The organism is Streptomyces sp. NBC_01264, assembly GCF_026340675.1.
Classification (GTDB): Bacteria; Actinomycetota; Actinomycetes; order Streptomycetales; family Streptomycetaceae; genus Streptomyces.
Map to the genome: position 1 here is coordinate 341,078 of NZ_JAPEOX010000002.1, position 19,889 is coordinate 360,966.

20 protein-coding genes and 2 pseudogenes are annotated in these 19,889 nt (G+C 71.6%); 9 read left to right on the forward strand and 13 right to left on the reverse strand.

Translation table 11 applies throughout. The features are described 5' to 3' along the window. Position 1 precedes the first annotated feature (1 nt). The 7 genes from OG435_RS34470 to OG435_RS34500 form a co-directional block, all read right to left on the reverse strand. Positions 2–535 carry a phage tail protein gene (locus tag OG435_RS34470; protein WP_266882921.1) on the reverse strand — a complete coding sequence of 178 codons (534 nt, stop codon included), beginning with the start codon at positions 533–535 and terminating at the stop codon, positions 2–4. 2 nt (positions 536–537) lie between these two features. After that, positions 538–981, reverse strand: a complete 444-nt coding sequence (locus tag OG435_RS34475) for a phage tail protein (protein WP_266882923.1) — start codon at positions 979–981, stop codon at positions 538–540. An 11-nt stretch (positions 982–992) separates the two neighbouring features. Further along, the gene (locus OG435_RS34480) at positions 993–3,746 is read right to left on the reverse strand and encodes a DUF4157 domain-containing protein (RefSeq protein WP_266882925.1); all 2,754 of its coding nucleotides are present in this window, start codon (positions 3,744–3,746) and stop codon (positions 993–995) included. 85 nt (positions 3,747–3,831) lie between these two features. Then, positions 3,832–3,990 (reverse strand): DUF6760 family protein, encoded by a 159-nt coding sequence (locus OG435_RS34485; RefSeq protein WP_266886597.1) that lies wholly within the window; start codon positions 3,988–3,990, stop codon positions 3,832–3,834. Then, positions 3,984–4,364, reverse strand: a complete 381-nt coding sequence (locus OG435_RS34490; RefSeq protein ID WP_266882927.1) for a hypothetical protein — start codon at positions 4,362–4,364, stop codon at positions 3,984–3,986. Before OG435_RS34490 ends, OG435_RS34485 begins: the two co-directional genes overlap by 7 nt. Next, positions 4,361–4,813 carry a phage tail protein gene (locus OG435_RS34495; protein WP_266882929.1) on the reverse strand — a complete coding sequence of 151 codons (453 nt, stop codon included), beginning with the start codon at positions 4,811–4,813 and terminating at the stop codon, positions 4,361–4,363. The genes OG435_RS34490 and OG435_RS34495 overlap by 4 nt, the downstream gene beginning before the upstream one ends. Positions 4,814–4,904: 91 nt before the next feature. Next, the gene (locus tag OG435_RS34500; RefSeq protein WP_266882931.1) at positions 4,905–6,419 is read right to left on the reverse strand and encodes a phage tail sheath family protein; all 1,515 of its coding nucleotides are present in this window, start codon (positions 6,417–6,419) and stop codon (positions 4,905–4,907) included. Between the two features lie 202 nt (positions 6,420–6,621). Here OG435_RS34500 and OG435_RS34505 point away from each other — a divergent pair, with 202 nt between their 5' ends. The 3 genes and pseudogenes from OG435_RS34505 to OG435_RS34515 all read left to right on the forward strand — a co-directional run. After that, positions 6,622–7,239 (forward strand): Pvc16 family protein, encoded by a 618-nt coding sequence (locus OG435_RS34505; RefSeq protein ID WP_266882933.1) that lies wholly within the window; start codon positions 6,622–6,624, stop codon positions 7,237–7,239. Further along, on the forward strand, positions 7,236–8,783 hold the full coding sequence (locus tag OG435_RS34510) for a hypothetical protein (RefSeq protein WP_266882935.1): 1,548 nt from the start codon (positions 7,236–7,238) through the stop codon (positions 8,781–8,783). Before OG435_RS34505 ends, OG435_RS34510 begins: the two co-directional genes overlap by 4 nt. Before the next feature lie 11 nt (positions 8,784–8,794). Then, positions 8,795–8,920: pseudogene (locus OG435_RS34515) on the forward strand (transposase); the annotation flags it as partial. Between the two features lie 25 nt (positions 8,921–8,945). Here OG435_RS34515 and OG435_RS34520 read toward each other — a convergent pair. The 4 genes and pseudogenes from OG435_RS34520 to OG435_RS34535 form a co-directional block, all read right to left on the reverse strand. Further along, positions 8,946–9,116: pseudogene (locus tag OG435_RS34520) on the reverse strand (transposase); the annotation flags it as partial. A 105-nt stretch (positions 9,117–9,221) separates the two neighbouring features. Continuing rightward, positions 9,222–9,683 carry a hypothetical protein gene (locus OG435_RS34525; RefSeq protein WP_266882937.1) on the reverse strand — a complete coding sequence of 154 codons (462 nt, stop codon included), beginning with the start codon at positions 9,681–9,683 and terminating at the stop codon, positions 9,222–9,224. 207 nt (positions 9,684–9,890) lie between these two features. Then, positions 9,891–10,301, reverse strand: coding sequence for a transglycosylase SLT domain-containing protein (locus OG435_RS34530; RefSeq protein WP_266882939.1), 411 nt, complete (start codon positions 10,299–10,301; stop codon positions 9,891–9,893). Between the two features lie 663 nt (positions 10,302–10,964). Then, on the reverse strand, positions 10,965–11,237 hold the full coding sequence (locus tag OG435_RS34535) for a hypothetical protein (RefSeq protein WP_266882941.1): 273 nt from the start codon (positions 11,235–11,237) through the stop codon (positions 10,965–10,967). 311 nt (positions 11,238–11,548) lie between these two features. Between OG435_RS34535 and OG435_RS34540 the strand changes: the two genes are divergently transcribed. Next, entirely contained in the window at positions 11,549–12,439 is an 891-nt protein-coding gene (locus OG435_RS34540; protein ID WP_266882943.1) for a C40 family peptidase, read from the forward strand. Between the two features lie 106 nt (positions 12,440–12,545). On the opposite strand, the gene OG435_RS34545 is transcribed toward OG435_RS34540, so the two are convergent. Together OG435_RS34545 and OG435_RS34550 are read right to left on the reverse strand one after the other, a co-directional pair. Next, the gene (locus OG435_RS34545) at positions 12,546–12,992 is read right to left on the reverse strand and encodes a cupin domain-containing protein (RefSeq protein WP_266882945.1); all 447 of its coding nucleotides are present in this window, start codon (positions 12,990–12,992) and stop codon (positions 12,546–12,548) included. Positions 12,993–13,122: 130 nt separating this feature from the next. Beyond that, on the reverse strand, positions 13,123–13,548 hold the full coding sequence (locus tag OG435_RS34550) for an ATP-binding protein (RefSeq protein WP_266882947.1): 426 nt from the start codon (positions 13,546–13,548) through the stop codon (positions 13,123–13,125). A 383-nt stretch (positions 13,549–13,931) separates the two neighbouring features. On the opposite strand from OG435_RS34550, the gene OG435_RS34555 reads away from it, so the two are divergent. From OG435_RS34555 to OG435_RS34575, 5 genes are all read left to right on the forward strand, one after another. Beyond that, positions 13,932–15,383, forward strand: a complete 1,452-nt coding sequence (locus OG435_RS34555; RefSeq protein ID WP_266882949.1) for a penicillin-binding transpeptidase domain-containing protein — start codon at positions 13,932–13,934, stop codon at positions 15,381–15,383. 253 nt (positions 15,384–15,636) lie between these two features. Further along, on the forward strand, positions 15,637–16,431 hold the full coding sequence (locus tag OG435_RS34560) for a class E sortase (RefSeq protein ID WP_266882951.1): 795 nt from the start codon (positions 15,637–15,639) through the stop codon (positions 16,429–16,431). After that, complete coding sequence (locus OG435_RS34565) at positions 16,428–16,826, forward strand: hypothetical protein (protein WP_266882953.1); 399 nt, start codon at positions 16,428–16,430, stop codon at positions 16,824–16,826. The genes OG435_RS34560 and OG435_RS34565 overlap by 4 nt, the downstream gene beginning before the upstream one ends. 246 nt (positions 16,827–17,072) lie before the next feature. Beyond that, positions 17,073–18,599, forward strand: coding sequence for a peptide MFS transporter (locus tag OG435_RS34570; RefSeq protein ID WP_266882955.1), 1,527 nt, complete (start codon positions 17,073–17,075; stop codon positions 18,597–18,599). Between the two features lie 72 nt (positions 18,600–18,671). Further along, positions 18,672–19,874, forward strand: a complete 1,203-nt coding sequence (locus OG435_RS34575; protein ID WP_266882957.1) for an MFS transporter — start codon at positions 18,672–18,674, stop codon at positions 19,872–19,874. The last annotated feature ends 15 nt before the right edge of the window (positions 19,875–19,889 follow it).

Sequence of the window (19,889 nt, forward strand, 5' to 3'; positions counted from 1 at the left end):
CCTACAGGAATCCCTCGTGGGCCAGCTCCAGGGACTCCAGGGCGACCTTGTTCGTGTCGGCGTCGAAGTCCGGCCCCTTCCAGCTCTTCGGGAACACGTTGCGCAGCTGCCAGTCGAAGACCGGCTCGTTGTGCGCGTCCATCAGCTGGATCTTGAGGCCGGTGCCCGTGTACTCGGTCCCGCCGATCTCGTAGCTGTACCAGTCACGCATCACCTGCCGCAGCCAGGCCTGGAGCCGCGCCGTGTCTTCCTTCTTGATCGCCCTCTGCAACGTGATGCTGCCGTACTTCAGGCGCTTGGGGAGCAGGACCGTATGCTCGTAGTTGCCGCCGTACTCGATCTCCTCGTGGTCGAACGTCACGTTCAGTCCACGACAGGAGGACCAGTACCCCAGGTCCCCGAAGGCGTCCACGGAAACCTTGAACCGCATGGCCATACCGAACAGGGCATTGTCGACGTGCCAGTCGCCCTGTGCCCAGCGGCTGCCGGAGCCGGAGGACGACTGGGCCTTACCCGCCGTGCGCGTGTTCGCCATCGCTAGGCCTGGTCGTCGTCGAGGAAGCCGAGGTGCTGGAGCTCGAGGGTCTCCAGGGCCACCTTGCTCTGGCCCGCCTCGAAGCCGGCGATGGACCACTTCACCGGGATGAGACGGCGCAGGTTCCATTCGACGACGGGCTGGTTGCTCGGGTCCATCAGGACGATGTTGCCCGTCTGCGCCTTCATCTTGAAGGAGTTGCTCGACAGCCACTTGCGGACCACGGCGGACTCACTGCAGGCGGCCCGGGTCAGCTTGATCGGGGTGTACTCCGTGAACCCGGGAAAGAACCAGCGGTCGTTGCCGGCGTCGCCGGCGCGGTACTCGGCCATCTTCCATTGCACGTCGAGTCCCTGGACCTGGGTCCAACTTCCCAGGTCGTACGATTCGATGTGGACGGCGAAGCGGTTCGCCAGTGCGAGGGTGCTGTCAACATTCAGTGGCATGGGGCCAACTCCTAGTTCTTTCCGGTTCGGTGGCGGTGCACGAGCAAGTCGCTCCGCAGGTCGCTCATGAGGCGGGACCGCACCCTGCCGTAAAGGCGGTGGGACAGGGCGTCCAGCTGGTCGTCGTTGATCGCGTCGAGGTCGAACACAGCGCCGCGGGCACTTTCCTCGGCCTCCCTCTGCTCGGCTTCTCGCTTCTTCCTCTCCTCCGCCTCCGCCGCGGCCTGGTCGTCCGGACCGCCGAGGAAGGCACTGGTCGCCGCCGCCCACAAGGAGTTCTTGATGTCCTTCGCGAGGGCGGAGCCCGGGCCGGCGGCGGACGTCTCGGCCTCGGGAGCCTCCTCGTCCGCCTGGCTGGCGGGCAGCGAGAAGACCGAGTCCCAGTGGGGCAGTGCCCGGCCTTCCCACTTCTCGCCGTCGGCTTTGTCGGTCTGTAGTCCCATAGTGGACGGTGGATGGTTAACGGAACCCTTACCGGGTGCTACGGGCGACTTGTCCGGAGCCACCGGGGAGGAGGCCTTGGCCGGAGACGGGGGCGCGGCCGCCGGAGACTGCTCCGGCGTCCCGCCCAGGTCGAATACGTACCCCTCGGCCTCCTCGTCCTCTGCCTTCGGCCGGCCGGCGAAGTACTCCCTCACCTCCTTGCGCCGCTTGGCGTCCATGGTGACGCCGAACGGAGAGCCGAGGGCCTCCACGAGGCCGAGTCCGAGCTGGCCCTTGAGCCAGTGGAAGTCCTGCGTCTCGGATACGTCGTCGACTTCCTCGGCCGCCAGCCTTCCGCGCCGCTGCGCCTCCTTGACCCGGAACTCGACCGCGTCCTGAAGCTCCGGGTTGCCGGACAGGTCACCGGCGGTCAAGCGCTTCTTGTCGCTGCCTTCGCGTGCCAGCTCGTCGTTCTTCTCAGCGAGGAACTCGGCGATGATCTGATCGCGGGTACCTCCCTGGAACTGGCGCTTGAGTCGCCAGTCGACCACTTGGCGCCACTTCTCGTTCTTCATGAGGGTGTCGGGCGTCAGTGTGGACTGGTTCTGGTTCCGGATGCGGCGCAAGTGGTTGAGCTCGCCCAGGTACTCCTCGATGATCTCCTCACGTGAGGCCCTCTGCACTCCGTCCAGCAGGCTCGCATCCGCCGTCCACGACACACCGACGGGGCCGGTGTAGGCGGGCTCCGGGGCGGCCTGTGGTTCATGCTGCTCCGGTTCGGGTACCGGTTCCGGCTCGGGCGGCGGGGGCGGTGCGGCGGGGGTCATCTCGGCGATCAGCCGGCGGATCTCCTCGGGATCGGGGCCCGCCGTGACGGGCCTGCGGTGTACGAGGGGCGCCGGTGCGCCGGGGTCGCCGCGGAAGAAGCGCTCGGCCGAAATCGCCTCGGCCTCCAGGGCGCGCCCGGCCGGCGAGTTCTCGGGCGGCAGGCTGCCGCCGTACCGCTTCTGCTGGGCGACGTGCGTCAGCTCGTGGGCGATCAGACCGCGGGTACGGGGGGAATCAGGTGCGGACGCGGTGTCCGGCAGGTAGACCTGGCCGTTCTTCGTGAACGCCTGGGCGGCCATGCCGGCGGCGCGCCGGGTGACCTCGGCTCCCGTGTGCAGCGCGGTTCCGGTGACGTCGACACCGTGCAGCTCGGAAACCGCGCGGGCCAGGTCCGCGGGGGCCCGGGAGGCGGGCGGGGTGGTGCGGTGGCGCAGCGCTGGGGTGGCCGGGCCGTCCGACGCGGCCCGGCGGGGGCTGACCCGGAGCGGGTTCGCCGGCAGCGGGCTCGGGACGGGAGGGACGGGCGGGGGCACCGCGGCCGGTGTCTGCGGCGGGGTGGCCGATGCCGGCTCTTCCGAGGGGGGCGTGGCCACCACCGGGGCGGCGGGGAGGGGAGCGGCGGGCGGCGGGGGCCTGCCCCCTTCCGCCTCCTCACCGTGGGACGCCGGGTCGGGGTGGGACGTGTGGGACAGCGCCGGCCCCAGGCCGAGCCGTCGGCTCTGGCCGAGGTTGCGCCGCTGGGAGAGGTGGGGCGGGGCGGTGTGGGCGCGAGGCGCCGGGGCGGGGGCGGAGGGGGGCTGCAGGAAGGACGGGGGCGCGTCGCCCGGCATCGGGAACAGCAGCGAGGCCAGGTCGGTGCCCTGACCGATCGCGCCCGCGTTCATCCACGTGGGGGGATGGGTCGAGACGGTCGCCGGGCGGGCTTCCCCGACGCTGCCGTCGGTGACCCTGGTGAGGTCCGCGGCGGTCCCGGCCGACGGCACGGCTGCGGCCCGCCGCGGAGCGGGGGCGGGTGCCGGTGCGGGCACCGGAACCGCAGGGGCCTGTTCCGCCGGCGCAGCAGCGAGGGCAGGCGTGAGTGGAACGGTGCCCTCGCGTCCGGCCCCGGCACCGGCGACGCCCGTCCCGGCGGCCGGACCGCCGGTCTCCGTAGTGCGGTGCGGCTGAAAATGGCGCAGGGGCACGGCCTTGGCCAGGCCCTCGACGCGCCCGGCGGGCACCTCGGAGGGGCGATCGGCGGCGGCGCCGGCCCCCGCCGCGGTCGCGAGCATCGAGGCGGCGTCGCGGACGGTGTGGTCCGTGACCGGCGCGGCCGTGAGCCGCCTGGCCGCGCCCCCCGCACGGGTCAGGGGTCCCGTGAGCGGGGGCAGCCGCCGCCAGGCCGCGGGCTCGTCGGGATACGCGGGGCCGAGCACAGCAGGGGGGACGGCGGCGAGCCCGGCGGGCTCTGGTGCGCCGGGCTGCTGCCCGGCGGGTGCGGTCTTGCCGGCACGCCGGCGGAAGGGCCAGTTCATCGTGTTCCTTGTCCGCGGGTGCGGGAGGTCGTGGGTGCGGGGGCCGGGGAGCCCGGTGCGCACGGATCGGGCGGCGTCGCGCCGGTCACTCGTCGGAGAGCTGGCGGTTGATCTTGCCGATCTCCTCGATCATGCGGGCGCGCACCGGGTGTTCAAGGTCGAGGACCGAGTCCAGCGACCAGTGGAGGTAGTACGCCACGTACGCAGCCTCCTCCCAGAGGCGGTCGGCTGCGTACGTCAGCATTCCCCCGCCGCATCACCGGAGACGTCCACCGCGAACTCGTGGCTGCACTCGGGGCAGGCCACGGCCGCCTCGGTGGTCCCCTGCTGGTTGATGCGCTGGTAGAGGTCCTGGAGGAAGGCCAGGTCGGAGGCGAAGAGGTTCTCGATGACGTACCCGGTGACCTCGGGGAGTTCGCCCAGCTCGATGACGGTGCGTTCCAGCAGCAGGACGGTGAGGTACGCGGGGTTGCCGCGGACGCGCGAGTCCGACTGCGGGCTGATCTCGTCGCGGGCCGTGGCCAGGCGCATGACGCCCTGGCGGTGCACCGTGCCGCTCTGGTCCACGTAGCCGCGGGGCAGGGTGAAGGGGTACTCGGTGCGCAGCGTGTCCGTCATGCCGACACCCGCTGGATGCTCTCGCACACGAGCGTCGTGGTCTCCATGAGGACCTCGGTCGCACCCGCCTTCAGCGCGCCGATCTCCAGCTTGGAGGGCCAGGCGTTGAACAGGTAGTAGCGGGCGACCGGCTTGCCGTCGAAGCTGTACATGACCAGTGAGCAGCTCCTGCGGGCCGTGGCGATGTTGCCGGCGATGACCGACTGGTGCCAGGCCCAGAGCTCCATGCCTCCGGTCTTGCCGCGCCGCAGCACGACCGTGGGCGGCTTGGCCTTGCCCGGCAGCTTCTTGAAGATGACTTCCTTGTCGTTGGACGACAGGTAGTCGACCGGTTCCACCTCGGTGGTGATGCCGGAGAGTTCGGAGAACGAGGCGATCTCGTGTCCGTCGATGGTGATGGAGAAGCGCGCCGCTGTGAGCGCGTCGTGGTCTCCGAGTCCTGCCGACATGGGCAGTCTCCCTTCGTGTGGTTACGGCTGGGGGAACGGATGGCGGGGCGGGTGCCCGCCGGTATCACGCGGCGGGCCCTGCGGGGTGCTGCTACTCGTCGAGCGAGGCGCCTTCGGAGTACTGCGAGATGCGGAAGACCACGAACTCGGCGGGCTTGACGGCCGCGATGCCGACCTCGACGGTCATGACTCCGCGGTCCCGGCTGTCCTCGGGGTTGTTCTCCTCGTCGCACTTGACGTAGAAGGCGTCGTCGGGCGTGCGGCCGTAGAGCGCGCCGTCTCGCCAGACCCCCCGCAGGAAGCTGGTGATGGTGCGCTTGACCGAGTCCCACAGCTTGGGGTCGTTCGGTTCGAAGACCACCCAGTTCGTGCCCTGGAGGATCGACGTCTCGACGAAGTTGAACAGGCGCCGGACGTTGAGGTAGCGCCACTCGGGGTCGCTGCTCAGCGTACGGGCGCCCCAGATGCGGATGCCCTGGCCCGGGAAGACCCGGATGCAGTTGATGCCGAGCGGATTGAGGAGGTCGTGCTCCCGACGCGTGATCGCCAGTTCGAGGGCGAGCGGGCCGCGCACCGCCTCGTTGGCCGGAGCCTTGTGGACACCGCGCGTGTCGTCGCTGCGCGCCCAGATGCCCGCCACGTGGCCGCTGGGCGGCACGAAGCAGGGCTTGCCGGACGCCGGGTCCAGGACCTTGACCCACGGCCAGTACAGGGCGGCGTACTTGGAGTCGTAGCCTGCCTCGTCGACCCGCCAGTCCCGCACCTGCTTGGCATTGAGGCCGGCCGGGGTGTCGAGCACCGCGACGCGGTCCGCCATCAGCTCGCAGTGCGCGATGACCGCCAGTTGAACGGCCTTGGCCTGGTCGCGGTCCAGCGCTCCCGATGCGAGGGAGGCCATGGCGTCCGGTACGGCGACCATGGTGACCTCGTCCACGGCCTCGAGGGCAGCGATACCGGTGCGGTCCAGGGCGTCGCCGATAAAGTCGGCGGGGCTCAGGGCGGCCGGTCCGGTGCCGCCGTCCGCGCCGCCCTCGCAGGGCACACCCTGCTGGGCGGGGGTACGGGCGTCGTCGGTGAGGGCATCCAGGCGGACCAGCTTGGAGCGCTGGTTGACCGCGGCGGCCGCCTTGGCCGGGGAGAGCTTCTCGAAGGTCTCCGCCGGTCGCCCGTCCTTGAGGACGGTGAGCTTGAACAGGCTCTCGTCCTTGTCGTGTGCGGGTTCGGTCACGACCCGCAGGCCGTTGCCGGCCACGCCGGCCTCCGCGGCCCGGACCGAGAAGGCCGGGTCGCCCTGCGCGTCGCACAGGGTCGCCCCGGCGGCTGCGGGGGCGGTCTCCTGACCGGACGGCTCGATGCGCACGATGTAGGCGCTGCCACCGCCGTTCAGGAAGTAGCCGTACGCGCTGTGTGCCAGGGCGCCGCCCCCGGTGAAGTCACCGAAGGTCTGCGCGAACTGGGTCCAGTTCGTCACGAGGGTCGGCTCGTTGACCGGGCCCTTCTGCGTGAGGCCGACGAAGGCGCACACGGCCGTGCCGACGCCGTCGATGGGCTTGGAGCCCGACGAGACTTCCTCTACGTAAACACCTGGGGATAGGTAGCTGGGCAATGTGTCCTCCACGCTCGTTTGTCGTAGCTACACGATCGCCCGGCGCGGGCCGCGGCAGCAGAAGCGAAGGGGCGGCCGAAAGGCCCTGTCGGGTGCCCTTAGGGGCAGCCCGCACGGGGGGTCCGGAGGGGCAGGGGGCCGGCCCGTCGGTGTGCCCTTCCGCCGGGAGCGGACCGCGATCGGCAGTCCGACAATTGCGTACATGATCCTCACCGACGCCACCGATTCCCTGTGCCGGATGCTGCGCCCCGTACTGCCGGACCGCGGTGCGGTGTTCGCCGGCTCCCTCGCCCACTGGCAGGCGTCCGCCGCCGAGTCGTCGAGCGGCATCGGGCTGTTCCTGCACCGGGTCGAGGAAGTCCCGACCGGTTTGGGCGGCGACTGGTACGACGTGCGCGACGACGCCGGCCGGGTGGTCGCCCGTGGCGGGCCGGTGCGCCGCTTCCGCCTCGGCTACGTGCTCTGGACCTGGTCCCAAGACGGTCCGCAGGAGGAGACCCGGCTGCTCAGCGGCGCACTGGAGGTGCTCGCCACGCACCACCAGCTACCGGACTCGTGCCTGACGGGCACCCTCGCGCAGGGTGCCGGACCGGCGCGGCTGACCGTGGCGCCCGAGGGTCTGGCGCCGCCGGACGGGCTGTGGACCGCGGCAGGGCTGGCCCACCGCAGCACCCTTCAGGTGGCACTGTCCGTGGATCTCGTGCCCGCCACCGTGGCCCCGGCCCCGCTGGTCGAGGAGCGGCGCCTGCGCACCGTCCCCACCACGGCCCGTCGTGGTTCCGGGCCGGGTGGCCCCGTCCGTACCGATCAGAGGAGGTGAGCGGCATGCAGGGATGCATCGACGCATACCGGACGATCCAGGAGACCTACTACACCGAACTACTGGGTGCGCAGGTCATGCTGGACTTCCGTTCACAGCAACAGTACGAGCAGATCAACGACGCGCTCTGGAGGCCCCTGCTCCAAGACGTCCGCACGCTCTACGACGAGACGCTCGCAAATGACGCGACCCAAATGGCCGTCCGCGCCTTCGCGGCGACGCTCAGCATGCAGGACGCGCAGGCGCTGTGTACGGCGCTGACCACTTCCCTGCTCGAGTTCGACCAGAGGTTCGTGCTGGAATGCCTCGCCAAACGGACGCCGGAATGGAACGCGATCGAGGAGTACTACGGGAACCCGGGCAACGGGTCCGCGGAGGCGCGATACGCGGACCTCAAGTCCGTTTACGACGAGGTCGACTCGCTCCTGTCCGCCGTGAAGCGCATCGTCGTCCTCATGCTGGACTGGACGTACGCCGCCCCCTGTGAGCACCTGAGCTCTCTGGAGGCGCACCTCGCCTACACCACCCAGCTCGTGGGCATGCGTTTCAACAAGGCCGCCAACCGGATCACGCAGCCCGCACCCGTCGCGCGCACCACGCCGGCCGCCACAAGCGCGCCCCCCGCACAGGCCCGGACACAGCACACCGCAGGCGGACCCACGGCGGCCGGGCAGGAGGACACCGCTCCCTCCGCCTCTCAGCCCGCTCCGCGCAGGGGGCCGATGGCTCCGGTTCCGGTCATCAAAAAGGCGCGCAAGCTGCCCCCGAAGCCCATGTTCGGAAGCCGTTGGGGGGGGACGCCGAAGATCCTCAAAAAGGACCACGCCGAGGATATCGCGAACGCTATCAAGTACAACTCCATTGCCGTAAAACTTCTGTTGATGAGGATTCACAGGGATCTCATAGATCCCCGGGGCGCCGTGGAGAAGCTCCTCACTGACGTGAATGCATCCAGCGATTTCAAAAACGTTGGCGTAGCCGATATCGGCACCCTTCGACTCCAGCTCCGGGAGGACCTCACCATCGCCCACGAGCACCTGGACGAGTTCAAGTTCCTCGACCCCATCATCCGCGGGGGGGTGCGCAACCGCGCCACGCTCAAGGAGGTCGGCAAAGCTGCCGAGGGCCTGAACCGGCAGCTTCGGACGATCGGCATGAAGATCGCCATGCCGAGCGGTCAAACGAGCGGTAAACCGACCGAGAAGAGCTTTGCCGATGCGGTCTCGCTGCGCCTCGTGACGGAGCAGATGGGATTTCTGGCCATCGCCAAGATGGATGACTGGTACAAGCTACGTAATGACGTCAGTCTGCTCCAGACCAGCAGCCGGAACGCGGGAAAGAAGTGCCGCAAGATCCTGGGCCGCATCAACCAGATCATCCAGGACGAGGACTTCACCCGCAGCGGAATGAGCTTCCAGAGCGTGGAGGGCGTCACGACATGGAGCGTTCAGCAGTCGGCCCTGCATGAGGACATGACCGTCGTGGACACCTATCTGATTCAGGCCAATAAGACGGTCAACAGCCGGAAGCCTAAGGGGCCCTGACAGATCCGGCCGGAATCCACCGCCGGGTTGTCGAGCGGACCGTCGCCTGGCTCCACGGCTTCCGCCGGCTCCGGATCCGATGGGAACGACGCGACGACATCCACGAAGCCTTCCTCGGCCTCGCCACCTGCCTCATCACTCACCGGCACGTCCAACGCCTTCGGGGCGGTTGCGTGGCCGTCCGACCAGGCCGGCGACGGACGGGATCTCCTTCGGCAGGGGTATCAGCTGGGTGACGTCGTTACGGTTGCCGCCGGTCAGCGAGACGGCGAGCGGGATGCCCTGGCCGTCGACGATGAGGTGGTGCTTGCTGCCCGGACGTGCGCGGTCGACGCACCCGGCCACGGCGTCCACCAACTGGTCGTGGTGTGGTGTCCCAAAGCGGCCGGCCCCTGTCACCCGCGCACGTCCGGTACATGCCCTGGGGACCCCCGGATCTCAGACCACGTAGTACGCGGGCCCGTGCGGGCCCGCGGGGTCCTTGCGCAGCAACCCCTCGCTCAGCAGGTGACCGCAGGCGCGGTGCACGTGTTCGGGATGCAGGGCGAACTCCGCCCCCAGCAGACCGGTCGGCAGCGCCTGCCCCCGTGAGTAGCTGCCCGCCCTGATGCGTGCGCGCACCGTGTCGACCAGGGGAACGTCCCGGGGATGCACCTGGCCGGGGCCCAGCACAACGCGGACGCGGGGGCGGCAGATCGCCAGCTCGCCGAGCGTGTCCAGTCTGCGGATCGCCTGCCGTACCGCGTTGTGGGGCAGCCCCAGATGCCGGGCGACGGCGGCTACAGGCCCCAGGAGCTCGCCGGGGGCGTACGAGGTCCGTACGTGCGCGCGCACCAGTTGGAACACCTCGGCCTCCCGGCCCCCCATCCAGGCTTCAGTGATGCGGTCCGCATCCGCCATGCCGCCACCCGCTTCCGTACGGACGTGGGACCCGGCGTCCCACGCGGTTGCACGACCACGCCGCGACGGGCCGGTCCGGCCGCGTCACGGCGTGGTGAAGATCGCTGGAATTGTGCTCATCACCGGAGAGGGCGGGGGCCGGGCTTCAGGTTGCCCTCATGCACCGCTGAGGTTCTCCGCTGGTAGAGACCGCCGTGGCGGGGCCCCTCAGTACCACTGGTGCGCCTGCCAGAAGCTCCAGGCGGCCTCGGGGCTGCCGTACCGGGTGTCCATGTAGTTGAGGGCCCACTTGATCTGGGTCCTGGGGTTGGACTTCCAGTTCGGGCCGAACGACGCCATCTTGCTGGCGGGGAGGGCCTGGCCGAGACCGTAGGCGCCGGAGGCGTTCACGGCGCGCGTTCGCCAGCCGCTCTCGTGCTGGATGATCGCGTTGAAGGCGGCGTACTGGCCGGCGTTCGGGATCAACTGGTGGGCGATCTGCTGCGCGCCGAGGGTGGCCGCCTGCGCCGGCGCCGCCCCCATCAGCGCCGCCCCCGCCGCCACGACGGTCACGGCGGCCGTAAGGCCGGCCCTGGCCGTCGTGCGGCGGAGGAAGCTGGGCATCGGGACGCGGGACATGGGGGAACCTTCCGTGGGGTACAGGGGCGGTCCATCGGACTTCGCACCGGCCGGGGCCGGGCGGCGGAACCGCTTCAACCGTTGTAGCGAGCCCTTCCGGGCCGCACAAACACCCTTTGCTGCTAAGCGGCTTCGTAGGACCCGGGACCGCGCCGCCGGCCGGTCGGGCCAGGCCCGGCGCAGGTCGACGCCGCAGCGGGACCCGGGCAGGACGAGTACGAAGCGGGATAGTAATGGGACCAAAGGCCTGTGACCTGGGTCACAGTCGATGCGGCCTGATTGGAGAAATGCCTGGTGAGAGGACATGTCCGATCGGCGGGCACGCTCCCTCCCCCGGCCCGGTCCGCCGATCGGGGGAGAGGCGGGCGCCGCTGCTGCGGGGCGCGGCCGTGCCCGCCTCGCACGGACAGAACCCCCGTGCGCGGGCTGCGTACGGGGGTTCTGCGAGTGAGTGTGGAGCGCGCCGGCGGTTGATTCGGGGGCCGGGCCCGCCCCGGTCACCTTGTCCAGGCCCTGTCCTGGCCCTGCCGGAGCCCTGATGTGCCCGATCGCCTGGCCGGAGGCCTGCCCGCGCGCTTGCCGTCGCGGTCCGTGCCGGCCGCACGGGACCCATGGTCAGTACCGCGGCTGCACCGCGGCATCCGGAAGGGGAAGGCCTGTGGACTACCACGGCGCCCCGCTGGCGGCATCCTCGTCGGCTCCGGGGTAGTGGCGGCCGAATGCCGCCCACTCGGCCACCAGTCCCTCGTAGAGGGGCGTGGCCACCGCCGGCTGCGCGGGAACGGGCTCCGGCAGGTGCAGCGGCTGGAACGGCACGGGAACCGGCTCCGGACGGTGCAACGGCTGGAACGGTGCGGGCACCTCGGCCGGGACCGTGACGTCGTCGGTGTACAGCTGGGGAAGCAGGACGGTGGGGAACTGGGCGGTGGGAAGCACGGCGGCGTCCTCTCGTTGCGTGCGGGTGGGGTGTTTCCGATGCTGCGACGCCCGGCCTCCGGTGTCGAACCGCGCTCCCGTTGCCTGCCGCGGTGCTGGGGACAACCTGCCCTTAGGGCGGCCCTCCGTAGCCTCTGGGCCATGCGTCCGTCCCTCGGACTCCCGTGCGCCCGGCGGCCTTTCGCCCGTGCGGTCCGTTCCCCAGCCGGGACGGGGCGCCCGGCTGACGGATCCGGGGCCCCGGCCCCCTCTGAGCCCCACTCCCCCCGCCGCCGACGCGGCCGCCCACCCCGAAAGGACGGACCACCTCCATGTCCGACAGCAGTACGTGGCAACCCCATTCACCATCTCCGCAGCGTGCGACCTCCGGCCGCCACCGCAAGCCCGCCGGCCCGGGACCGCTGACCGCGCTGCGCGTCGGTGTCACCACCGGGGTGCTCGGTACCGTCGCGGCGATCACCCCGGTGGCGGCCGACGCCGTCACCAACCCGGCTGCCGGGGAACGCGAATCCGTCACCATGGAGCTGGACCTGACGTCGTTCCTGGACTCGATCACCGCCGAGACGGCCGACGCCGTCCGGCAGACGGGCGAGGCCCACGCCCGCGAGGCGGCCGCGAAGCAGGCGGCGGCGGAGGCCAAGGCGGAAGCGAAGGCGGCGGCGGAGAAGGCCGCCGCCGAGGAGGCCGCGCGGCAGAAGGCCGCACAGGAAAAGGCCGCACGGGAGAAAGCGGCCAGAGAGAAGGCCGCACGGGAAAAGGCGGCCAAAGCCAGGGCCGCGAAGGCGGCCGCCGCGCAAGCCGCCCGGACCTCCGCCGTCACCCCGGGCTCCGGCACCACCACTTCCGGGACCGGAGCGGCGGCCGTGATCGAGTTCGCCCGGGGCCAGTTGGGAACCGCCTACATCATGGGCGGTACCAGTGCGACGGGTTGGGACTGCTCCGGGCTGGTGCAGGCCGCCTACCGACAGGCGGGGATCGAGCTTCCGCGCGTGTCCCAGAGCCAGTCGGCCGTGGGCTCCTCGGTACCGCTCGGCGACCTACGGGCCGGTGACATCCTCTACTGGGGCTCTCCCGGCAGTGCGCACCACGTCGCCCTCTACATCGGCGACGGCAAGTTCATCGGTGCGCAGAACCCATCGGTCGGCGTCGTCGAGCGCGACTTGGCCTACGACGCCCCCTCGGGGGCGGTCCGGCTGCTGTGAAGCGACAGCCGGGCACCATGGAGAGGGCCAGGGCCCCCGTGCCGGAGCGGCAGCCATATGGCTGCCGCTCCGGCACGGGGGCCCTGGCCCTCCGCGAAGTGGCCGGTCAGCCGACGCTCACCGCGAGCGGACCGGCCGAGGAGTTGAGATAGGTCACGAGCAGGACGACCTCGTCGCCGCCCGTGTTGATGCCCTCGTGCACGTGCTCCTCTCCCCGGGGCTCCAGGAGGGCGTCACCCGCGTGGTAGACGTGGGTCGGGCCGTTGTCGGCGACGTGCGTCAGCTCGCCCTGCTCGACGACGGCCAACACGTCTCCCGGGTGGAAGTGCCGGCCCGTGCTCCCGGACACGGGGATCGTGATCCGCCGTATGAGCACTTCCGACACGCCGTCGGCGTGCAGTTCCATCGGCTCCGGGGCGGTTCCCCGGGCGAGGTGCCGGGCCGTCGGGGCATACGGATGGTCGTCGTACTCCTCGGCACGGACGTCACCGGCCGGCACGGTCGGCCGGCGCCTGGCGCGCAGGGGGCGGATGCGGGGGGATGTGGTGGCCATGGGAGCCTCCGGGTTCGAGTCGTCTTGCTGCCCCCTCAGCCTCCGGCCGGACCGGCCGGCCGGCACCCCCCGGGCGGGGGACGTCAGCGGTTGACGGACCGGTCCCCCGGTGAGGGCCGCAGGCCGGAGCTCAGTTCAGCGCGAAACCCGCGTACACGGTCTTGCCGCACCCCTCGTCCTGGCGCGGCGCCACGCCCCAGCGGTCGGCGAGGGCGGTCACCAGCTGGCAGCCGTAGCCGCCGGTCTCGCCCTTCGCCTCGTCCACGGGTTCCCGGGGCGTGGTCTCGGACCCGTCCTCGACCTCGACCACCAGCTCGCCCCGCTCGCAGCGCACCCGCACCTCGTCGGCGCCGCCGGCGTGCCGGCAGGCATTGGTGACCAGCTCGGAGACCACCAGGAGGACGTCATCGGCCCGGCGCACGGCCTCCTGACACCCGGCGCGACTGCACCCGTCGATCAGGTCGGCCACGAGCTTGCGGGCCTCCCGGACCGCCAGGCTCGCGCAGCCGGGGCGAAGCAGTGACGATGCGGTGCAGTGGGGCTCGAAAGCGCTCACGATCAATCCCATTTCAGACGATTGAGGCGGAGGTCTGCAGATTTCGCTTCTTATGACCCGTCAAGCACACCCCAGCGGCCTCGTCCGGGTATCCACCAGCGGGCCATCCCGGCGTCCGAGAGCGGGTCGTCCGGTGGCCGCGGCCGGGTCCCCCGAACGGCCCTCCCCGGATCGGCGCCGCGGCCACGCCCCCGCGGCCCTGCCCCGCCGCCCCGCCCGGCCCTGCCCTGCCCTGCGGCGGCACCGCCCCGCCCTGCCGCCCGGGCTCGCTCCCCCGGTCCCTTCCCCCGTGCGGTGGAACCGCCCTTCTCCCCCGCACGGCATCCTCGTCGCACCAGCGACACGAGGAGCCCCGGAGCCGGGGACGGACGGGAGCCCCTGACGTGAACAGAACGGTCCGGCGCACGGCCGTGCTGCTGCTGCTCCTTCTCCTGGCCCTGCTCGTTCGCGCCACCTGGATCCAGGGCCCCGGCGCCGGGGCCCTGGCCGACAACGACCACAACCGGCGGTTCGCGCTGCGCCGCTACGCCCGGCCCCTCGGCGACATCTACGCGGGCGGGCAGCCCCTGACAGGTTCGGAGCACACCGGGTCGGGGCCCCTCGCCTACCAGCGGACCTACGCCGACGGTCCCCTCTACGCTCCCGTGACCGGCTACGACTCCCAGCTCTACGGCAGCACCCTGCTCGAGCGGCTCTACCGGGGCGATCTGGACGGCACGGACACCCGCATGCAGTCCCCCCTGGACGTGCTGACGAAAAGCCCCGGCCCCCCGGGCGCGGTGATGACCACCATCGACCCCGCGGTCCAGCGGGCCGGCTTCGCCGCCCTGAGCGGTGCCTCGGGAGGCGCCGTGGCCCTCGATCCGGCGTCGGGCGCCGTCCTGGCCATGGTCAGCTCACCCTCCTACGACCCCGGACTCATCAGCGGCGGCCCCGGCGCGGCCGCGGCCTGGAAGAAGTTGTCCGCCGACCGCGGCCGCGCCATGGCCAACCTCGCGCTGCGCGAACCCGTTGCACCCGGCTCCGCGTTCAAGCTGGTCACCGCCGCCGCGGCGCTGGAGGACGGGCTCTACCCGTCGGTCGACACACCGACCCGCAGCCCCCTCCCGTACACCCTGCCGGGCACGCGGACCCCCCTGCCCAACGAGGACGCGTCCGCGCCCTGCCGCAACGCCACGCTGCGCACGGCCCTGCGGTACTCGTGCAACAACGTGTTCGCGAACGTCGCCCATGACCTGGGGCAGCCGAAGATGCTCGCCATGGCCCGGAAGTTCGGCTTCGACGAGCCCCGGCAGGACTTCCCCGTCCGGGCCGCCACCAGCGTGTATCCCACGTCGGCGATGACGGAGTCCTCGCTCGCCCTCACCGGCATCGGGCAGTTCGACGTCACCGCGACTCCCCTGCAGATGGCCATGGTCTCGGCGGCCATCGTGAACGACGGCAGGCTGGCGGCACCGTACCTGGTCTCCGAGGTCACCGATCACGGCGGACGCCCGGTGCTGAGCGTTCCCCGGGGCGGCACCTCCCAGGTGATCAGCCCGCAGACGGCCGAGCAGCTCCGCAGCGCGATGGAGACCGTGGTCGGCAAGGGCAGCGGCGCGGCGGCCCGCGTGCCGGGGGCGGAGGTCGGCGGCAAGACCGGCACCGCCCAGCGGGGCGTCGGCAACAGCGGGAACCCGTACGCCTGGTTCACCGCGTACGGTCGCAAGGGCGACCGGCAGGTGGCCGTCGCGGTATGGATCCGGGACTCCGCCGCCGCCCGCTCCGAGGTCTCCGGAGGACGGCTGGCCGCGCCCGTGGCGGCACGGATGATGACCGCGGCCCTGAACCACTGACCCGGGCGGCCGTGGCCGCGGCTCCGTAGCGCCTCCCCCAGCCGGAACCGCTCCGGGCCGTCCCCTCCTGCCGGCCGCCCCTGCCGGACCCTCCTGCCGGACCCTGGCCAGGCACCCCTCCGGCCGGATGCGCACGCACGCTGCCCGGACGTCTACCCCGGAGGCGGCTGCGGCCGGGGCATCGCCGGACGCATCGTACGGAGGACCACCTGTGCTGCACGCCCACCGGGCAGTACCGCTCCAAGGAACCGACATGCCTCGTTCGCCCTCCCCCCGAACCCACCGTTCGGACGGCCGCACCACGCACCGGGCCGCACCACGCGGCAAAGCGGCGCGCCCCGCCACCGCCCCGCGCAGACGGGCGGCTCCGCGCCGCGCGGCAGGCCGGGGCGGCTCGGTCGCCGGCCGGCTCGGTGTGTTCCTGTGCGTACTGGGACTGCTCCTGGGCCTGTACACCGCCTACTCGGTGTGGGGGACGGACTACTTCGCGAACCGCAAGGCCCAGAGCAATTCCGCGGATCTGCGGGCGCAATGGAAGCAGGAGGGCACGACCGCGAAGGGGCGCACGCCGCCGCCGGGCAGCGCGATCGGCTTCCTGTACGTGCCCCGGATGAGCAGGGACCCGGTCCTCATCAAGCCCGGCACGGCCAAGAGCGTCCTCGACAAGGGCGTGGCGGGCGTGTACACCGATGCCGCCAGGCCCTGGGACACCACCGGCAACTTCGCGCTGGCCGCGCACCGGGACGGGCACGGGGCGAAGTTCCACAACATGGACCGGATCCGTCCGGGCGACACGGCGGTCGTCGAGACCCGCGACACCTGGTACGTCTACACGATGGACAAGGTCCTGCCGAAGACCTCCATCGACAACACCGGGATCCTCCAGGCCGTGCCGAAGGGCTCCGGCTACTCGGGTCCCGGCCGCTACATCACGCTGACCACGTGCACCCCGAAGTACACCTCGAAGTTCCGCATGGCCGTCTGGGGCCACCTGGTGCGCACGATGCCCGTAGACCCCGCCGGAACCCTGCCGACGGAGCTGCGGTGAGGAAGCGCACGCGGATCGACGTGGCACTGGGCCAGGCCCGCGCCGCGGCACTTGTCGAGCGGTACCGGGACCGACTGGTGGAACAGGACCTGATCCCGCCCGACCGGGCGCTGCGCCTGGCGTGCCAGGCGTACTGCGAGGGCTACGTGTACGTCACCGCGGCGCCGGGACAGGTCTGGGAGCGGATCGAGAAGGAGGACGGGGGCAGCGACCACCTGCTGATCCTCTCCTTCGACCAGTCCTGGCTGGGACGCACGGCCCTGTGCGAATTCACCGACGGGGAGCACGAGGAGCTGCTCCTCGACGAGCTGGACGAGCAGTACGCGCTCCACTCCTGGCCCGCCGATGAGGGCGGCGAAGCGTCGTGGACCGGCCCCGGGCAGCGTCCCTACTGACCTTCCGGGCAGCCCCGGCGGGACTTCCCTCACGGCCTCCCGGGCAGGTGCTCCCGGGAGGCCTCCCGTGCCTGCGGGTGAGGTGACCGTCCACCGGCCGGTCCGTCGACCGGGGGATCGGCGGTGCCGCGCCCCACGCACAGACTTGGCGGACAGGCCCCACAGGCCCCCGCCCACCCCGTGCGACCCGCCCCTCGAGGCCGGTCCGTAGGGGCAGAGGCGTCACTGCGGCCCCCGAGGAGCACGATGTCCCTCCCCCTGACGCAACCGTCGCCGGCCCGGCCGTCCGCCTCGGGCAGCGGCTTCCGTGGCCACCCGCGGGGCCTGGCCACCCTCTTCATGACCGAGATGTGGGAGCGCTTCAGCTACTACGGCATGCGCGCCCTGCTCGTCTTCTACCTGATCTCCGGCGGCCACGCCGGCCTGACGGCCCACCTGCCCGGCGGCGGCCTGGGGATGACCCTGGCCGCGGCAACCGCCGTGTACTCCGTCTACCTGGCCGTCGTATACCTGATGACGATGCCCGGCGGATGGTTCGCGGACCGGGTCTGGGGAGCCCGGCGGACCGTGGCCGTCGGCGGCGTCATCATCGTGATCGGGCACTTCGTGCTCGCCGTGCCCGGTACCGCGGCCTTCCTCATCGGCCTTGCGCTGGTCGCCATCGGTTCGGGCCTGCTCAAGGCGAACGTGTCGGCCATGGTCGGCCACCTCTACCCGCGCCTCGACGACCCCCGGCGCGACGGCGGCTTCACGCTCTTCTACGTCGGCATCAACATCGGCAGCCTGCTGGCCCCCCTGGTGATCGGCACGGTCGGAGAGACGGTGAGCTGGGCCCTGGCCTTCATCCTCTCCGGCGTGGGCATGGCGCTCGGCCTGGCCCAGTACCTGAGCGGCACGAAGCACCTGGCCGAGGCCAGCAGCCGTGTTCCGCACCCGCTCAGCACGGCTGAACGCCGCTCCCTGGCCCGCAGGACGCTCGCCGTCCTGGCCGTCGTCGCCGCCTTCTACACGGCGGTGTCGGCCACCGGCCACTACACCCTCACCTGGGCCCTGCTGCCCCTGACCGTGATCGGTCTGGCCGTACCCGTCGCCGTCCTGGTACGGATGAAGCGCGACCGCAACCTGACGGCGGACGAACAGGCGAAGCTGCGCGGATACATCTGGCTGTTCGTCGCCGCCGCCGTGTTCTGGATGATCTACGACCAGGCCGGATCTACACTGCTGGCGTTCGCCAAGACCAGCGCCTCCGCGACGATCGGCGGGTTCGCCGTCCCGGGCTCCTGGTACCAGGCCCTCAACCCGGTGTTCATCATCGTTCTGGCTCCGGTCTTCGTCTGGCTGTGGCTGCACCTGGCTCGCCGCCGTCGACAGGCCAGCAACGCGGGCAAGTTCGGCATGGGCCTGCTGCTGATCGGCGTCTCCTTCCTGGTCTTCCTGGTCCCCATGCACCTGGCCTCGGGCGGGGCACGGGTCAGTCCCTGGTGGCTGGTGATCATCTTCCTGGTGCAGACCCTGGGCGAGCTGAGCCTGTCCCCCGTGGGACTGTCCGCCACCACGCAGCTGGCACCGCGCAAGTACTGCAGCCAGATGATGGGCGTCTGGTTCCTGGCGGTCACGGCGGGCGACTCCGTGACGGGCCTGCTGTCCATAGCTCACGTGAACCTGGCGGACACCCCCGCCGTCGCGGTGGAGGGCGCCGTGGCCGCCCTGGCCGGTCTCGCCGTCTACCTGTCGCGCCGCGGCATCAGCCGGCTGATGGGCTCGGCGGCCTGACCGCCGCGGGCCCCCGAACCCCCGGTCGCTCCCCCTCGTTCCCACTCGTTCCCCCGAAAGGCAACGCCCCCCATGACATCCGAAGCCCGGCTCGCCCGCGCCGCATTCGCCACGATGACCACCTTCGGCCTGATGGGCGCCGTCAGCGCGGTCTGGGTGGTCCGCATTCCGGCACTGCGGGACAAGTTCGGCCTGACCGAGTCCCAGGTGGGCCTGGAAGTCCTCGCCTGGGGGCTCGGAGCGCTGGTGGCCATGCAGTTCTCCACCCGGCTCCTCGGCCGGTACGGCAGCCACCGCGTGCTGCGCGTGGCCGTCCCCGCCTCGGTGGCCGGTCTGCTGCTGCTCGCCTTCGCCCCCGGTTTCGGCTTCCTCCTGGCGGGGGGCCTGCTGTTCGGGGGCCTGTTCGGTCTCGTGGACGTGGCGGCCAACGCCCAGGCCTCGTACCTGGAGCGGGTCGGCGGCCGTCCGCTGATGGGCCGGATGCACGCGGGCTGGAGCCTGGGTGCGGTGGTCGGCGGCCTCCTCGGGTCCGGACTCGCCGCCGCCGGACTGGGTTTCACGCCCTCGGTCGGTCTGGCTGCCGTGATCGCCCTCGTACCGGCCGTGCACACGGCCGCCCACTTCCTGCCCGAGGCTCCCTCCCCGGCCGCCGCCGGGGGACGTGCCCGCCGGGCGCGGTTGCCGCGGCCCGTGCTCGTGCTGGGCGCCCTGATGTTCTGTGCCTTCCTCGCCGAGGGGGCGGTCGCCGACTGGAGCGGCCTGCACCTCCATGACGGGCTGGGGGCCTCCGAAGCCGTCGCGGCCCTCGGCTACCCCGCCTTCGAACTGGCCATGCTCGGCGGACGGCTGCTGTGCGACCGGCTGACCGGCCGCTGCGGCGCCCGGCTGCTGCTGACCGGTGCGGGACTGGCCGGTGCGGCCGGGTTCGCCCTGTTCGTCGCCGCGTCCAGCGCGCCGCTCGCGGTGGCGGGGCTCGTCCTGGTCGGCGCCGCGGTGTGCGTCGTCGTACCGCTGACCTTCTCCCTGGCCGGTCTCACCGGCGGCGAACACGCGACGGCGGCCATCGCCCGGGCCGGCACCCTGGGCTACTGCGGGCTGCTGCTCGGGCCGGTGGCCATCGGCCTGGTCGCGGAGCACACCTCGCTGCGCACCGGCTTCCTCCTCCTCGTACCGGTCTGCCTGGCGATCGCGGGCGGCGCCTGGTCCCTGCCCGACCTGCGGGTCCCGGCCCACCCCGACACCACCGGCACGAAGACCGCTCTCCACCGCACGTGACACGAAAGGCAACCA

Bases quoted from the DNA above. Each gene is read 5' to 3' on its own strand.
- OG435_RS34490 (WP_266882927.1), bottom strand. From the start codon at position 4,364: ATGACGGACACGCTGCGCACCGAGTACCCCTTCACCCTGCCCCGCGGC.
- OG435_RS34530 (WP_266882939.1), bottom strand. From the start codon at position 10,301: ATGTCCCGCGTCCCGATGCCCAGCTTCCTCCGCCGCACGACGGCCAGG.
- OG435_RS34575 (WP_266882957.1), top strand. From the start codon at position 18,672: ATGACATCCGAAGCCCGGCTCGCCCGCGCCGCATTCGCCACGATGACC.
- OG435_RS34525 (WP_266882937.1), bottom strand. From the start codon at position 9,683: ATGGCGGATGCGGACCGCATCACTGAAGCCTGGATGGGGGGCCGGGAG.
- OG435_RS34495 (WP_266882929.1), bottom strand. From the start codon at position 4,813: ATGTCGGCAGGACTCGGAGACCACGACGCGCTCACAGCGGCGCGCTTC.
- OG435_RS34475 (WP_266882923.1), bottom strand. From the start codon at position 981: ATGCCACTGAATGTTGACAGCACCCTCGCACTGGCGAACCGCTTCGCC.
- OG435_RS34570 (WP_266882955.1), top strand. From the start codon at position 17,073: ATGTCCCTCCCCCTGACGCAACCGTCGCCGGCCCGGCCGTCCGCCTCG.
- OG435_RS34540 (WP_266882943.1), top strand. From the start codon at position 11,549: ATGTCCGACAGCAGTACGTGGCAACCCCATTCACCATCTCCGCAGCGT.
- OG435_RS34485 (WP_266886597.1), bottom strand. From the start codon at position 3,990: ATGCTGACGTACGCAGCCGACCGCCTCTGGGAGGAGGCTGCGTACGTG.
- OG435_RS34480 (WP_266882925.1), bottom strand. From the start codon at position 3,746: ATGAACTGGCCCTTCCGCCGGCGTGCCGGCAAGACCGCACCCGCCGGG.
- OG435_RS34560 (WP_266882951.1), top strand. From the start codon at position 15,637: ATGCCTCGTTCGCCCTCCCCCCGAACCCACCGTTCGGACGGCCGCACC.
- OG435_RS34545 (WP_266882945.1), bottom strand. From the start codon at position 12,992: ATGGCCACCACATCCCCCCGCATCCGCCCCCTGCGCGCCAGGCGCCGG.
- OG435_RS34470 (WP_266882921.1), bottom strand. From the start codon at position 535: ATGGCGAACACGCGCACGGCGGGTAAGGCCCAGTCGTCCTCCGGCTCC.
- OG435_RS34505 (WP_266882933.1), top strand. From the start codon at position 6,622: ATGATCCTCACCGACGCCACCGATTCCCTGTGCCGGATGCTGCGCCCC.